The organism is Collinsella sp. TM05-37, assembly GCF_003436455.1.
Classification (GTDB): domain Bacteria; phylum Actinomycetota; class Coriobacteriia; order Coriobacteriales; family Coriobacteriaceae; genus Collinsella.
Genome location: NZ_QSPN01000006.1, coordinates 14,106 through 28,459 on the forward strand (window position 1 = coordinate 14,106; position 14,354 = coordinate 28,459).

The window sequence follows — 14,354 nt, forward strand, 5'->3', positions numbered from 1 at the left end:
ATCACCATGGCACAGGAATTCACTTTTACCGTTAACGGCGTCGAGCGCACGACGACTCAGAACAAGCCGCTGCTCCGCTACTTGCGCGACGACCTGCACATCCATTCCGCTAAGGACGGCTGCTCCGAGGGTGCCTGCGGTACCTGCACCATCCATGTAGACGGCGCGGCCGTCAAGGCGTGCGTGCTGACCACCGCCCTTGCCGCCGGCCGCAACATCGTGACCGTCGAGGGCCTGCCCGAGGACGTGCGCGAGGCCTTTGTGTACGCCTTTGGCGCCGTGGGTGCCGTGCAGTGCGGTTTTTGCATCCCCGGCATGGTCATGGCGGGTGCCGCGCTCATAGCCGAGGATCCCGAGCCCACCGAGGAGCAGATCAAGTACGCCATCCGCGGTAACGTCTGCCGCTGCACCGGCTACAAGAAGATCATCGAGGGCATTTCGCTGGCAGCTGCGGTGCTCCGCGGCGAAAAGCAGATCGACGAGGACCTGGAGCGCGGCGACGACTACGGCGTGGGCAAGCGCGCCTTCCGTATCGACGTGCGCAAGAAGGTGCTCGGCGAGGGCAAGTATCCCGATGACATCGACGAGCTCGATCAGCCGGGTCTGACCTACGCCAGCGCCGTGCGCTCCAAGTATCCGCGCGCCCGCGTGCTCTCCATCGATACCTCCAAGGCCGAGGCCCTGCCCGGCGTGGTGGGGATCCTGCGCGCCGAGGACGTGCCGGTCAACCAGGTCGGCCACCTTATCCAGGACTGGGACGTCATGATCGCCCAGGGCGATATCACCCGCTGCGTGGGTGACGCCATCGTGCTGGTGGTTGCCGAGGACGAGGCGACGCTCGAGAAGGCCAAGAAGCTCGTAAAGATCGATTACGAGCCGCTGAAGCCCGTGCGCAACATTGTCGAGGCCAGGGCTGCCGACGCCCCGCGTCTGCACGACAGCTTCTTTGCCTTTGGCAACACGGTGGAGCTCAAGGACAACGTGTGCCAGAGCCGCCATGTGACGCGCGGCGACGCCGCCAAGGCGCTGGCAGAGAGCGCGTTCACCGTGACGCAGCGCTTTACCACGCCCTTTACCGAGCATGCCTTCTTGGAGCCCGAGTGCGCCGTTGCCTTCCCGTACAAGAACGGCGTCAAGGTGCAGTCGACCGACCAGGGTGCCTACGACACACGCAAAGAGTGCGCCCACATGTTTGGCTGGGACAACGAGCCCGAGCGCGTGGTCGTCGAGACCATGCTCGTGGGTGGCGGCTTTGGCGGCAAGGAGGACGTGTCCATCCAGCACTTGGCCGCGCTCGCCGCCTATAAGTTCCAGCGTCCTGTGAAGTGCAAGCTCACACGTGCCGAGTCGCTCGCTTTCCATCCCAAGCGCCACGCCATGGACGGCACCTTTACGCTGGGCTGCGACGCCGAGGGCAACTTTACCGGCCTGGACTGCGAGATCAACTTTGACACCGGCGCCTACGCGTCGCTGTGCGGCCCGGTGCTCGAGCGCGCCTGCACGCATGCCGTCGGCCCCTACAAGTACCAGAACACCGACATTCGCGGCTTTGGCTACTACACCAACAACCCGCCCGCCGGCGCGTACCGCGGCTTTGGCGTTTGCCAGTCCGAGTTTGCGCTCGAGAGCTTGATCGACTTGCTGGCAGAGAAGGTCGGCCTGGACCCGTGGGAGATTCGTTACAGAAACGCCATCGAGCCGGGCGAGGTTTTGCCCAACGGCCAGATTGCCGATTGCTCCACGGCGCTTAAGGAGACGCTGCTCGAGGTCAAGGATGCCTACTATGCGCATCCCGGACACGCCGGTATCGCCTGCGCCATGAAGAACGCCGGCGTGGGCGTGGGCCTGCCCGATGCCGGCCGCTGCAAGATTCGCGTCGAGGATGGCGTGGCCGTGGTCTATGCCGCCACGTCCGACATCGGCCAGGGCTGCAACACCGTCTTTTTGCAGGACGTTGCCGAGGCCTGCGGTCTGCCGCTGAGCTGCATCGCCAACGGCGAGTGCTCTACCGAGAACGCTCCCGACTCCGGCACCACGTCTGGCTCGCGTCAGACGGTCGTGACCGGCGAGGCTGTGCGCGGCGCCGCTTTCCTGCTGCGCGATGCCATGGTTGGCATCGAGGCCGGCAAGCCTGCGCCCGCCGCTCCCGTGAGCGCGCATGGCGACGGCGTCAAGATCGAGTACGACGACGGTCGCGCCTATCAGCTGCGCGCGCAGGAGCTCGTCGCTGGTCAGGGTATGCATCCTCAGGACCCCGCGACCGCCATCAAGGCGCTCGAGGGATGCGAGTTTGGCTACGTGTATCTGGAGCCGACCGACAAACTGGGCGCCGACGTCCCCAACCCCAAGAGCCACATCTGCTACGGCTTTGCCACGCATGTGGTCATTCTGGATGATGACGGCCGCGTGAGCGAGGTCTATGCCGCGCACGATTCCGGCAAGGTGGTCAACCCCATCTCCATCCAGGGTCAGATCGAAGGCGGCGTGCTCATGGGTATGGGCTATGCGCTTAGCGAGGATTGGCCGCTCAAGGACTGCGTGCCCCAGGCAAGGTACGGCACGCTCGGGCTGTTCCGTGCGCCCGAGATTCCGGATATCCACGCCATCTACGTGGAGAAGGACGAGCTACTGCCCGTGGCATACGGCGGCAAGGGCATCGGCGAGATCGCAACGATCCCCACGGCGCCCGCCGTACAGAATGCCTATCGCGCATTTGACGGCAAGCTGCGTCCGGATCTGCCCATGGTGGATACGCCGTACAGCCGCGCCCGTCACCGCGGGTAGGGTAGAGCGCGGATGGCATTTCTGACGGGCTGTTCGCGCTCACCATCAACTGCATATGCTGTGCCTTTGGGGCGCAGTTCAATCGCGAGCCGGGGCCTTTTGTTTGGAGCGGAAACTGTGTCCCGGAATAGGCGCTCAGAATGGGATGCGCTTTCCCCTTGGAGCCCTCGGCGGAGATTGCATCCCAGAATCCGCGCCTGGAATGGGACACACGATTGTCCGTGCCCGCATCCCACCATATTCGGGATGCGGGTTTCTGCGCTTTTGTGCATCAGACAAGCAGCTGCTTTTGGCGGCTCTCCCGGGCTGCGCATCGCTTGTGATGTCGATGCGACCGACCAGAGAGTCGGCGCATTGGTCAATCGCATTACAAAAGACAGGTTTATTGAGATTGGTGAACTGACGGCCATGGCCCATACCATTGTGGTTGCCTAGATTGAAAGCTGAGATGGAAAGTGCTTTCGGACAGGAGGGCAATATCAAGCCCCACGTTCCCTGTGGGAAGTGGGGCTTTCAAGGGCTGCTAGTTAATAGTTATTAGAGGTAGCCGTTCAGCCAATCGGGCATATTGGGATCGTCAATGCTCCACGAATCTTCTTCATGCTCGCTTTCTTCCCAGTTGCTTTCGTCCCCATCGAAGAACTTGCGCCTATTACACTTGTATTTGACAACCGTGTCGCCCTCACGGCGGTATTCATTCCAGTAGTAGTTTTGCTTTCCGTATCCGTTCCATTCTTGAGTTCTGTATATGACCATGGTGTCTCCTTTTCGTTTGCGTACGCGGGGCGCACGGTGTATCAGATTTGACTACTGGGCTATGACTTGCGCAATGTGAGTTTTTTTGGCGTTAATGCTCGCAAGTTCGTCGGAAGTAAAAACAAACGGGACAACCGCTTCATCCCATTCGATATTTGAGAAGGTATAACCGGCGCGCGTTACTTTGACTGTTTCTTTCCCAAAGAGTTTGCCGACTTCTGTGAGCTTGTAACCCCAGGGCTCTTTTGTCATCATTCCGCTGGAGACGAGACGCTTGTTAACTGCCTGATTCGAAAGAAGCAAGTCATGTCCGAGTCCCGTTGCAGTCTTCTTGACTCCGGTAAGGTTGACCACTGGCAAGGAGGCCTTTTCTGCTGCCTTAGCAATCGTGGCAACACCTTTGTCTGCGCCGTTGCAAATAGTTTTGAATTTAGGCGTATGGCCCGTTTTCGCGGCAATCGTAATGCTAACGATTGAACTGATTGCCACAAATACACCGATGCCAATCTGGACTTTGTGCTGCTCGAGCCACACGAGGCCTTTGTTCTTTGCGGGCAGATCAGTGTTTTCCGACTCCAATTTCTGTACACCTCATTTCTTGATTGATTTTGCAAGTTGATATGCAAGAGAGCCCAATGCCGGAATCAATGCCGATGAAGCGGGGATTAGGGCGGCGGTGAGAGCGGTTGCTCCAACTATGGCGCTCTGCTTAGTAGCTGCCTCTTGTTGTGTCCCCTTCTCATCCCCTTCTTTAAGGGCATTTTGCATCTTCTCTAGTTTGGGTGCTACTGGTTGGTCAACGAATAGCTGAATTATTTTTGCCAGATCCTCGTTTCCGCTGACGGCGATTTCGTTGTTGAATACCGCCCTGATGGCGAGATAGTGCATCTTCGTCATCTGCGTTTTACCCGTCTCAAGGCTGCTGACGGTTTGCTTTGTTATGCCTAGTTCGTTCGCAAGCCGTTCGCCACTCCAGCCCGCCGCCTTGCGAATGGTTGACAGGTGAGCTTGGAGCCTGCTGACTAGTTCATCATCCGTTGAAGTCATTTCTGCCTCACATATAGTAAAGAATCCTTATTACTGTCAGATATTATATACCCAGTCAGAAATTTAGCAATTACTAAGTGAGTCTTAGTTTATTCGGCTGGCTCCTGAATCTCCTCAGTTTTAAACTGAATTGAAAACGATACCGACGCCGGCGTCTTGTTCTCATGTTTTAAAGGTATGGGCAGGTATTGTTCGACAGACGATGGCCTCGATGCCGATTTCATGCATCCCCTCAGGGGTCATCCGTCCAGGAACCTGTTTTCCATCGTTGCGTGGTCAGCGAGACGTGCAAGGAGCACATCGACCGTATGGGCGGCTGTTATTTCTGCACAGTTGAGAGGGCATCTTGGAAGACGTGTCCATGGCGATTTTGGGAGACGCTAACCGCTTGGATTATAGTGGACGGTCGGTCTTAGAGGCCTATGGGTGGGAGATGTTGTTTCACTTGCCAACGACCGGCCGGGGTCTGGCTTAACCGACGTGGAACGTGATTGCACCATCTGGTAGCAAGTCGAGTTGCAGATGAGTACACCCGATCGTGTGGAATAAGGCTTCAGGAGCGCTCCGCCTGTTTACACCCCCGCAATCCCGCGCGCGGCACTCAGCAGCTCATACTCCCTCTGGCTCCACTGGTGCAGCTTGGCAGCCTCGACGGCATCACGACACAAGTCCAAAAACACCTCGGCGCCCTCGCAGAAGCACTCACGGGCAAAGTCACCCGAGCCGCTTGCGACGCACGAGCCGTCGGCAAAGAGCTTCCAGCTGGACGACTCGCGCGAGTCGTCTCCGAGCAGCTTGATCTGTAGCACGTGCGGGTCGCCGGCAACGCAGAGCTCTTCCTCGAGCACCTGCACGGTAAAGCGCATCTGGTGGGAGAGGCTGCTCTTGACCATGGCCGAGGCATAGCCGTTCGGCTTGTCCAGAAGATGCATTCGTTTTGGCTTGGCTACCAGGTTGTGGAAGTTGCGCTCACTGCGCACGGAGAAATTGTCCATACGGACTCCTTTCATCGATGTTGGCAGGGCCACCGTGCCTCTTGGCCGGTTGGCGTCGGGATCGTGGAGCCAACTCTCTACCCCGACTCTGGATAAAACGCGCCCGCTCCTTGCTGGCACGATGGAGTCTATCAGCGCGCGCGGACACAAATCAAGCGCCGCCTGCGAAATGATGTGCAGACGGCGCTTGATTTCGCCGGCTGCTGTTAGGCTTAAATCCGAAAAAGTGTCGAAATATCCCGTGTAAAAGTACGGAAAAGTATCGTAATACACACTTCAAAATCTCGAAAAAGTGTCGAAATGAGCATCTAGCAACCACGGAAAAGTGTATCCTAATGCTAAAACAGCACGTAATAAGGGGTGCGCTTATGCTACAGAGAAAAGCGAAAGCACAGTTTGAATCTTGGCTTGCCTCGTCGCCTAACAAGGCTCTTTTGGTCAAGGGCGCCCGACAGGTAGGAAAGTCATATTTGGTCAACGTCTTTGCAAATGAATCGTTCGAAAATGTCGTGACGTTCGACCTTATCGCCGACGCGTCCGTGCGCGATTCGTTTTTGGCGGCGAAAAGTGCGGATGATCTGCTTATGCGTATGTCTATTGCTGCAACGCAGCCGATGGTTGCGAACAAGACCGTTGTGGTTATCGACGAGGTGCAGCGATGCCCCAACGTGGTGACGTTTATCAAATATCTGGTCCAGCGCGGCGACTTTCGATACATCCTTACCGGATCGCTCCTTGGCGTTGAGCTCGAGGGCATCGATTCCCTGCCGGTGGGGTATGTCGAGCAGGTCCAGATGTACCCGCTCGACTTTGAGGAGTTTTGCTGGGCAAATGGCGTTGGTGCCAGCGTGTTTGACATGCTCAGGGGCTGTCTAAAGAATGAGGGGGAGCTTCCCGGCTATCTGTATGACCGCTTGCTCGATCTGTTCCATCAGTATGTGGTGGTGGGAGGCATGCCCGACGCGGTCAATTCCTTCTTGGCGACGCGCAATGTCGACGAGGTTCGAAACATCCACCGCGATCTTCACGCCCTGTATCGCGATGACATCGCAAAGTACGCTCCGCCCGAGCTGCGCTTGGTTATTCGCGATATCTATGATCTGATTCCCAGCGAGGCCGGTTCCAAAAACAAGCGATTCAAACTGTCATCGATTAACGGTGTCAAACGTTTTTCGCAGGTGACAGATCATTTCCTCTGGCTATCGGAGGCGGGTGTCGCGCTTCCTGTGTATAGCGTAACGGCGCCCGTGGCACCCCTTTTATTGGGGGAGCAACGAAATCTGTTTAAGCTGTTTTACTTGGACACCGGAATGCTTATGTCGTCGTATTCCAAAAGGGTCGCCCAAGGCGTTTTTGATGGGGAGGCAGAAGGCCCCTTTGGCATGAATATGGGGGCGGCATTCGAGGGCTTCGTTGCCCAAGAGCTCAAAGCCCACGGATTTAGATTGCGCTACTTTACGTCCAAAAAGGTCGGTGAGCTCGATTTTGTGGAAGAGACGTTCGATGGGGAAGTGCTCGCCATCGAGGTCAAATCGGGCAAGAGTTTTAAGTCCCACGCGGCGCTCGATAACGCACTGGCAACGAAGGGCTACGGAATCGATCGCGCCCTGGTACTTGCGGAATGTAATCTTCACCGCGATGGTGACGTGCTGTATCTGCCCATCTTTATGGCAGGGCTTTTGGAGCCGTAACGTGCCGCCGACTCTTCCGACCCTCCCTTAGCCCTCGCTACTCGTCGTCCCCGTCGTTGGGGTCGCCCTTGAGGGTGTTGATGTCCAGATACTCGTTATCGTCCTCTTTTTGCTGGGTCTCCGACTCCGCTTGGGTGGGGCCGGAGAACAGCCGGAATCCCTCAAACGCAATGACACCGAGCAGGGCAATGACAATGGCGATAAAGGCAACCTTGACTGCCTGCGGAAATTCCGAGAAACGCAGCGCCTTTTCCTCGGCGTAATAATCGGCGAAGCATTCTTCGCCTGTGCTTTTGGTATACACCGGCGCGGACGCGGCCTCCGGGTCATATTCCGGTGCAGGCGTGGCAGCGTACGGATCGTTGAGATAATCGCTCGATGCGGTGCCATAATCCTCGGTCTCGATGCGACCGTTGCCAGCATAGCCATCGGAATAATCGGAAAATGCCGTACCGCTCTCATAGTCCGCGGCACTCGTGTTGGCGGCAAAAAGCGGGTTAACTGGAACGTCGAGCGCCGGCATGCCGGTAGAGGTCTCATCCAGATCGGTTGCAGCCCAGGAATCGTAGGCAACCTGATGGGCAACGGGCTCATCGAGCCTTGTGACCGGAGGCTTGCGTGCCGCAGGAACAGGCAACTGCTGGGCGCTGTACATAACGGTGCTGTCGGCCGATTTGCCCTGCGTCGCTGCAGCGAGAAATGCCGCCGTTTCGGACGGGTCGCTTGCGGGGCGGGGAGCGGGCGTGGTCGCCGAAGTGAGTGCGGGCGTCGAAACAGGCGACTGCGCAGGAGTCGGCGCAGATGCGGGCTTAGGCGCAAGTGCGGGATTGAGGCTTGACGGACGAGCCCCGCCGCCCATGAGTTCGTCGGCGGTCCACGGGCGATCATTCATCACGTCGTCAAGGCTCAGCGAAAACAGGTCGTCTTCACCCTCATCGAACATGCGGTGCACATGTCCACCAATTGCCGGAATCAATCCGCGACCGGTGCATGATGCCTTGCTCAACGCCATTCTGTTCCATCCTTCCGAAATACTAATGACATCGATTATATGGAACTTTCCAAGCGGCTCGGTCTTGGATTCATGCTTTCCAGAACTCGCGCCCAAAAGGGGAGGGGCAATCCAGGCGAGTGCCTACTTGTCGCCTGCTGCCGCCTTGGCCTCATTGAGGTAGCTATAGAAGCTGTACTTGGAGATGCCAAAGAACTCGCAGGCGCGTTCGCTCGACTTGGAAATGAGGAAGGCGCCGCGACGGTCGAGGTAGCCAATGGCACGAATGCGCTCGTCTTTGGTCATGAGCGCCGCGGGCTTGCCCACAAACTGCTCGCACTCGTGCAGCAGGTCCTCGAGCAGGTCGCCGATGTTCTTGGTAATGGGCTCGGGCTCGGTGTAGCCCGTGCCGCCGGTGCCGGTAAAGGCGTCGAGCGAACGCTCAAAAGCCTTCATAAGCGTAATGTCAAAGTTGATGCCCAAAATGCCGACGGGCTTGCCCTCGTCGTTGCGGATAAAGATGGTCGAGGACTTGAGCAGCTTGCCATCGGCGGTTTTGGTGAGGTACGGCTCGCGGTCGTGCACGTCGGCGGTGCCCTCGTGCATGGATTCAAGCACAATATGGCTGGGGCCGTCACCCAGTTTGCGCCCGCTAACGTGGCCGTTTTCGATCACTACGATGGAGCGGTCCACGTCCTCGGTCTCCAGGTCGTGGACGACGACTTCGCAGTTGGGGCCAAATTGGAGCGCCAGGCCGTGTGCAAGGCGCTTGTAGAACTCAATCTGTGCGGGGGTCATGGGTGCCTTCCTAAAAATTAGTTTGGGCTCACTGTGCCATAAACCCCACTTGTTCGCAAATAACGAAAGCGTCGCTGTGTTATGTGACCGTTCGGCGGCGAAAAGGTACCGATTACGGCAACAAACAATTTGTTAGGTTTTCCAATCAAAAAGTGTGATAGAACAGTGCTAACAAACTTTTTGTTTGGCATCCACATAAAAGTTCAGCCGTGTGAATGGGATCGGGCTGAAACGCGTATGCGGGGGCCGGCAAGAGAGAACTTAAGGAGTTCACCGTATGGCCGATAAGATCCAGTGGGCGGGCAACACGATGCCCAAGAGCGATGACAAGCACTTGGGAATCATGAGCCTCGACCACGTGAAGAAGGCCCGCGCCTTCCACCAGTCGTTCCCCCAGTACACCGTCACTCCGCTTGCCCGCCTGGATGGCCAGGCCGCGCGCCTAGGCCTGTCCAACCTGTGCGTTAAGGACGAGAGCTATCGCTTTGGCCTCAACGCCTTTAAGGTCCTGGGCGGATCGTTTGCCATGGCCAACTACATTGCCGACGAGACCGGCAAGGACGTTGCCGAGTGCACCTTCGATTACCTGACCTCCGATCAGCTTGCCAAGGACTTTGGCCAGGCCACCTTCTTTACCGCCACCGACGGCAACCATGGCCGCGGCGTGGCATGGGCTGCCAACAAGCTGGGCCAGAAGGCCGTCGTGCACATGCCCAAGGGTTCCACCAAGCCCCGCTTCGATAACATTGCCGCCGAGGGCGCCACGGTGACCATCGAAGAGGTCAACTACGACGAGTGCGTGCGCATGGCCGCCGCCGAGGCCGACGCCTGCGAGCGCGGCGTCATCGTTCAGGACACCGCCTGGGAGGGCTACGAGAAGATCCCGTCCTGGATCATGGAGGGTTACGGCACCATGGCTTCCGAGGCTGCCGAGCAGCTGCGCGAGATGGCTATCAACCGCCCGACGCACGTCTTTGTCCAGGCTGGCGTAGGCTCGCTCGCCGGCGCCGTGGTGGGCTACTTCACCAACCTGTATCCCGATAACCCGCCCACCTTCGTCGTGGTTGAGTGCGCACCGGCCGCCTGCCTGTACAAGGGCGCTGCCGCCGGCGACGGAGATCCGCGCATCGTGGACGGTGACATGCCCTCCATCATGGCCGGCCTGTGCTGCGGCGAGCCCAACATCTTGGGCTGGGATATCCTGCGCAACCACACCACCGCCTTCGTGTCCTGCCCCGACTGGGTCACCGCTCGCGGCATGCGCACCCTGGGCGCTCCCGAGAAGGGCGACCCGCGCGTCATCTCCGGCGAGTCCGGCGCAGTGACCACCGGTCTGGTCGAGACCCTCATGCTCGACCCCGAGTACGCCGAGCTCAAGGAGCTCATCGGCCTGGACAAGACGAGCTCCGTGCTCTGCTTCTCCACCGAGGGCGACACCGATCCGGATCAGTACCGTCGCATCGTCTGGGAGGGCGAGTACCCGACTTGCTAGCAGGCTGACCTGTCCGGAGGCAGCCGGAGGACTTTACTCCCTGCTCGGACAGTCCTGCTCGCACGGAGAGCACATTAAGTGCTCTCCGGCTCGTGCGGAACTCGCGACGGAGCAAAGTCCTCCGTCCGCCTCCTATGGTTGCTTGCTTGCCGGGTGCTCGACCTCACGCTGCTTGGCACAAGTGATCAATCTGAAATATCTACCTGTAGGTAAACCCTTGTAGAAAGGTTGACTGTTATGACTAAGGAACTCGATTTCGAGGCAATTAAAAACGCTGCTGAGTCTCACCGCGCTGACATGACCCGCTTCCTGCGCGCCATGATCTCGCACCCCTCTGAGTCCTGCGAGGAGGGCGAGGTTGTCGCTTGCATCAAGGCCGAGATGGAGAGCCTTGGCTATGACGAGGTCAAGGTCGATGGCTTGGGTAACGTCATGGGCTTTATGGGCGAGGGCGACAAGATCATCGCCATCGACTCCCACATCGACACCGTCGGCATCGGCAACATCGAGAACTGGGATGCCGATCCCTATGAGGGCTACGAGACCGACGAGATCATCTACGGCCGCGGCGGCTCTGACCAGGAGGGCGGTATGGCTTCTGCTACCTACGCTGCCAAGATGATGAAGGACATGGGCCTCATCCCCGAGGGCTACAAGATCATGGTCGTCGGCACCGTCCAGGAAGAGGACTGCGACGGCATGTGCTGGCAGTACATCTACAACAAGGACGGCATTAAGCCCGAGTTCGTCATTTCCACCGAGCCTACCGACGGCGGCATCTATCGCGGTCACCGCGGCCGCATGGAGATCCGCGTCGACGTTCACGGCACCTCCTGCCACGGCTCCGCTCCCGACCGCGGCGACAACGCCATTTACAAAATGGCCGACATCATCGCCGACGTCCGCGCCCTCAACAACAACGGCTGCGACGAGTCGACCGACATCAAGGGCCTCGTCAAGATGCTCGACCCCAAGTACAACCCCGAGCACTTCGAGGACGCCCGCTTCCTGGGCCGCGGCACCTGCACCGTCAGCCAGATCTTCTACACCAGCCCCAGCCGCTGCGCTGTCGCTGACTCCTGCGCCATCTCCATCGACCGTCGCATGACCGCCGGCGAGACCTGGGAGTCCTGCCTGGACGAGATCCGCAACCTGCCGGCCGCCAAGAAGTACGGCGACGACGTGAAGGTCTCCATGTACATGTACGACCGTCCGTCCTGGACCGGCGAGGTTTACGAGACCGAGGCTTACTTCCCCACGTGGATCAACAAGGAGACCGCTCCGCACGTCAAGGCCCTCGTCGACGCCCACAAGGCCATGTTCGGTGACGAGCGCATCGGCTGCGAGCCCAGCATGGACAAGCGCACCGGTCGTCCGCTGTGCGACAAGTGGACCTTCTCCACGAACTGCGTTTCCATCCAGGGCCGCTATGGCATCCCCTGCGTTGGCTTTGGCCCGGGTGCCGAGTCTCAGGCTCACGCTCCCAACGAGGTCACCTACAAGGACGACCTGGTCACCGCTGCTGCCATGTACGTGGCTGCCCTGAACCTCTACGATCCGAGCCAGGCCGATGGCGACGCTACCGTGTTCCGCGCTGGTCTGACCAACAACAAGATCGACTAGTCCCATTCCTTGATCTTGTTGAGCCGGGGACAGCCTGTGTCCCCGGCACCCCCTGTTGACTTGGGGCCCGCGGTCGTTATCTCCCATGCTTCCTCAACGGTAGCGGGTCCTCGTCATAGCGCTCTGCATGTTCTAGCCACACGCGCATGCCGGAGCACATCTACTCATTGCGATCGTTTCATCTATGGAAAGGATATTTACATGGACGCCAAGTTTACCGAGCTCGTCGAGCAGCTGAACGGCCTCGATTTTAAGGGCATGTACGGCAGCGACTTCCTGCACACCTGGGATAAGACCACCGATGAGCTCAAGGCTCTCTACATCGTTGCCGACGCCCTGCGCGAGCTGCGTGAGAACAACGTTTCGTCCAAGATCTTCGACTCGGGCCTGGCCGTCTCCCTGTTCCGCGACAACTCCACCCGTACGCGCTTCTCCTTCTCTAAGGCCGCCAACCTGCTCGGCCTCGAGCTGCAGGACCTGGACGAGAAGAAGTCCCAGATCGCTCACGGCGAGACCGTCCGCGAGACCGCTACCATGATCTCCTTCATGGCCGACGTCATCGGCATCCGCGACGACATGTACATCGGCAAGGGCGACGCCTACATGGCCGAGGTCTCCGAGTCTGTCCAGCAGGCCTACGAGGACGGCGTTCTGGATCACCGTCCCACGCTCATCTCCTTGCAGTCCGACTCCGATCACCCCACGCAGTCCTCTGCCGACATGCTCTACCTCATCAACGAGTTTGGCGGCCTCGAGAACCTCAAGGGCAAGAAGGTTGCCGTCACCTGGGCCTACTCGCCCTCTTACGGCAAGCCGCTGTCCTGTCCGCAGTCGCTGATCAGCCTGCTGCCCCGTTTTGGCATGGACGTCACTTTGGCCCACCCCGAGGGCTACGACCTCATGCCCGAGGTCGTCGAGCGCGCCAAGGGCTACGCCGCCGAGTCCGGCACCACCTTTAAGCAGGTCAACACCATGGCCGAGGCCTTCGAGGGCGCCGACATCGTGATCCCCAAGAGCTGGGCTCCGTTTGCCGCCATGGAGAAGCGTACCAACCTGTACGCGGAGGGCGACGACGCCGGCATCGCAGCGCTCGAGAAGGAGCTGCTCGCTCAGAACGCCACCCATCAGGACTGGTGCTCCACGACCGAGCTCATGGAGAAGACCGCCAACGGCCAGGACACTATCTTTATGCACCCGCTGCCCGCCGACATCTCCGGTGTCTCCTGCGAGCGCGGCGAGGTCAACGCCGACGTCTTTGACATGCACCGCGTGGGCATGTACAAGGAGGCCAGCTACAAGCCGTACGCCATCGCAGCCATGATGTTCCTGCAGAAGGTTGCCGATCCCGCCGCTACCCTCAAGGCCCTCGACGAGCGCAACACCGCCCGTTGGTTCCAGGCCTAAAGCCGCGCTGAGGTAAGCCATGTAAAGGGGGCGCTCTGCCAACCGGCGGGGTGCCCCTTTTTGCATCGTGGGCGTGCGGGATAAGCGCTTTCGATGTAGATGCCCCGCGACGCGAGTTATGGGTACGATGGTTTCAGGGGAGGTATCGCCATGAAACTTGGTTGCGTCATTATGGCTTCGGGCGAGGGCAAGCGATTTGGCTCTAACAAGATGCTCGCCGATATCTATGGCGAGCCGCTGATTGCCCGGACCATTGATTCGGTTCCCCGGGGCTTTGACGTCGTGGTTTCGACGCGTTGGCCCGAGGCCGCTCAGATTTGTGATGACAAGCATTGCCCGTGCGTGCTGCACGATGGCGAGCTGCGCAGCGAAAGCGTCCGTGCGGGCCTTTCGTGGGGAGTCGAACGCAACTGGAAAGGTTGCCTCTTTTTGCCGGGTGACCAGCCGCTCGTGAGTTCGGATTCTTTTGAGGCTATGGTTCGTGCATTTGACGAGCGTGGCCGCAGGCATCCGGTGCGTCTTGCGTGCAACGGTGAGCCTTCGAGCCCGGTGCTCTTCCCAAGGCAACTGTTCCCTTCGCTCATGCTTCTCGAGGGCAAGGACGGTGGTGGGTCGATTCTCAAGGGCCGCACCGACGTTGCGTTGGTTGAGGCACGTGCCTACGAGCTGTGGGACGTCGATACCGCCAAGGGACAGCGACGCATAACGGAGCATATCGCCGCCTGCTCGTATTTTGATCGCGTGGCCAACTGCATCAATCAATAAGGAGCAAT

The 14,354-nt window shown here is 59.1% G+C and carries 12 protein-coding genes and 1 riboswitch; of the genes, 6 read left to right on the forward strand and 6 right to left on the reverse strand.

Annotation, left to right across the window (positions count from 1 at the left end; translation table 11 throughout):
- The first annotated feature begins 6 nt into the window (after positions 1–6).
- The gene (gene xdh, locus DXD48_RS04455) at positions 7–2,784 is read left to right on the forward strand and encodes a selenium-dependent xanthine dehydrogenase (RefSeq protein ID WP_117564166.1); all 2,778 of its coding nucleotides are present in this window, start codon (positions 7–9) and stop codon (positions 2,782–2,784) included.
- 537 nt (positions 2,785–3,321) lie between these two features.
- Here the strand turns inward: xdh and DXD48_RS04460 are convergent.
- From DXD48_RS04460 to DXD48_RS04475, 4 genes are all read right to left on the reverse strand, one after another.
- Positions 3,322–3,540: a hypothetical protein gene (locus DXD48_RS04460; protein ID WP_117564167.1), complete on the reverse strand. Its 219-nt coding sequence runs from the start codon at positions 3,538–3,540 to the stop codon at positions 3,322–3,324.
- A gap of 51 nt (positions 3,541–3,591) precedes the next feature.
- Positions 3,592–4,074, reverse strand: coding sequence for a hypothetical protein (locus DXD48_RS04465; RefSeq protein ID WP_117635331.1), 483 nt, complete (start codon positions 4,072–4,074; stop codon positions 3,592–3,594).
- A 57-nt stretch (positions 4,075–4,131) separates the two neighbouring features.
- Positions 4,132–4,587, reverse strand: a complete 456-nt coding sequence (locus DXD48_RS04470; protein WP_117564169.1) for a helix-turn-helix transcriptional regulator — start codon at positions 4,585–4,587, stop codon at positions 4,132–4,134.
- A 572-nt stretch (positions 4,588–5,159) separates the two neighbouring features.
- Positions 5,160–5,582 (reverse strand): hypothetical protein, encoded by a 423-nt coding sequence (locus DXD48_RS04475; protein WP_117564170.1) that lies wholly within the window; start codon positions 5,580–5,582, stop codon positions 5,160–5,162.
- A gap of 8 nt (positions 5,583–5,590) precedes the next feature.
- Positions 5,591–5,681, reverse strand: a riboswitch (SAM riboswitch).
- Positions 5,682–5,950: 269 nt separating this feature from the next.
- Between DXD48_RS04475 and DXD48_RS04480 the strand changes: the two genes are divergently transcribed.
- A complete protein-coding gene (locus DXD48_RS04480; RefSeq protein WP_117564171.1) occupies positions 5,951–7,273 on the forward strand; it encodes an ATP-binding protein in 1,323 nt (440 codons plus the stop codon).
- A gap of 37 nt (positions 7,274–7,310) precedes the next feature.
- On the opposite strand, the gene DXD48_RS04485 is transcribed toward DXD48_RS04480, so the two are convergent.
- Both DXD48_RS04485 and DXD48_RS04490 read right to left on the reverse strand, forming a co-directional pair.
- On the reverse strand, positions 7,311–8,285 hold the full coding sequence (locus tag DXD48_RS04485; RefSeq protein WP_117564172.1) for a hypothetical protein: 975 nt from the start codon (positions 8,283–8,285) through the stop codon (positions 7,311–7,313).
- Between the two features lie 123 nt (positions 8,286–8,408).
- Complete coding sequence (locus DXD48_RS04490) at positions 8,409–9,062, reverse strand: transcriptional regulator (protein ID WP_117564173.1); 654 nt, start codon at positions 9,060–9,062, stop codon at positions 8,409–8,411.
- 277 nt (positions 9,063–9,339) lie between these two features.
- Between DXD48_RS04490 and dpaL the strand changes: the two genes are divergently transcribed.
- The 4 genes from dpaL (at position 9,340) to DXD48_RS04510 (ending at position 14,346) form a co-directional block, all read left to right on the forward strand.
- Complete coding sequence (gene dpaL / locus DXD48_RS04495; RefSeq protein ID WP_055252227.1) at positions 9,340–10,554, forward strand: diaminopropionate ammonia-lyase; 1,215 nt, start codon at positions 9,340–9,342, stop codon at positions 10,552–10,554.
- A 237-nt stretch (positions 10,555–10,791) separates the two neighbouring features.
- The gene (locus tag DXD48_RS04500; protein WP_117564174.1) at positions 10,792–12,177 is read left to right on the forward strand and encodes a YgeY family selenium metabolism-linked hydrolase; all 1,386 of its coding nucleotides are present in this window, start codon (positions 10,792–10,794) and stop codon (positions 12,175–12,177) included.
- Between the two features lie 201 nt (positions 12,178–12,378).
- Positions 12,379–13,581 (forward strand): knotted carbamoyltransferase YgeW, encoded by a 1,203-nt coding sequence (gene ygeW, locus DXD48_RS04505; protein WP_117564175.1) that lies wholly within the window; start codon positions 12,379–12,381, stop codon positions 13,579–13,581.
- A gap of 150 nt (positions 13,582–13,731) precedes the next feature.
- Positions 13,732–14,346, forward strand: a complete 615-nt coding sequence (locus DXD48_RS04510; protein ID WP_158548926.1) for a nucleotidyltransferase family protein — start codon at positions 13,732–13,734, stop codon at positions 14,344–14,346.
- The last annotated feature ends 8 nt before the right edge of the window (positions 14,347–14,354 follow it).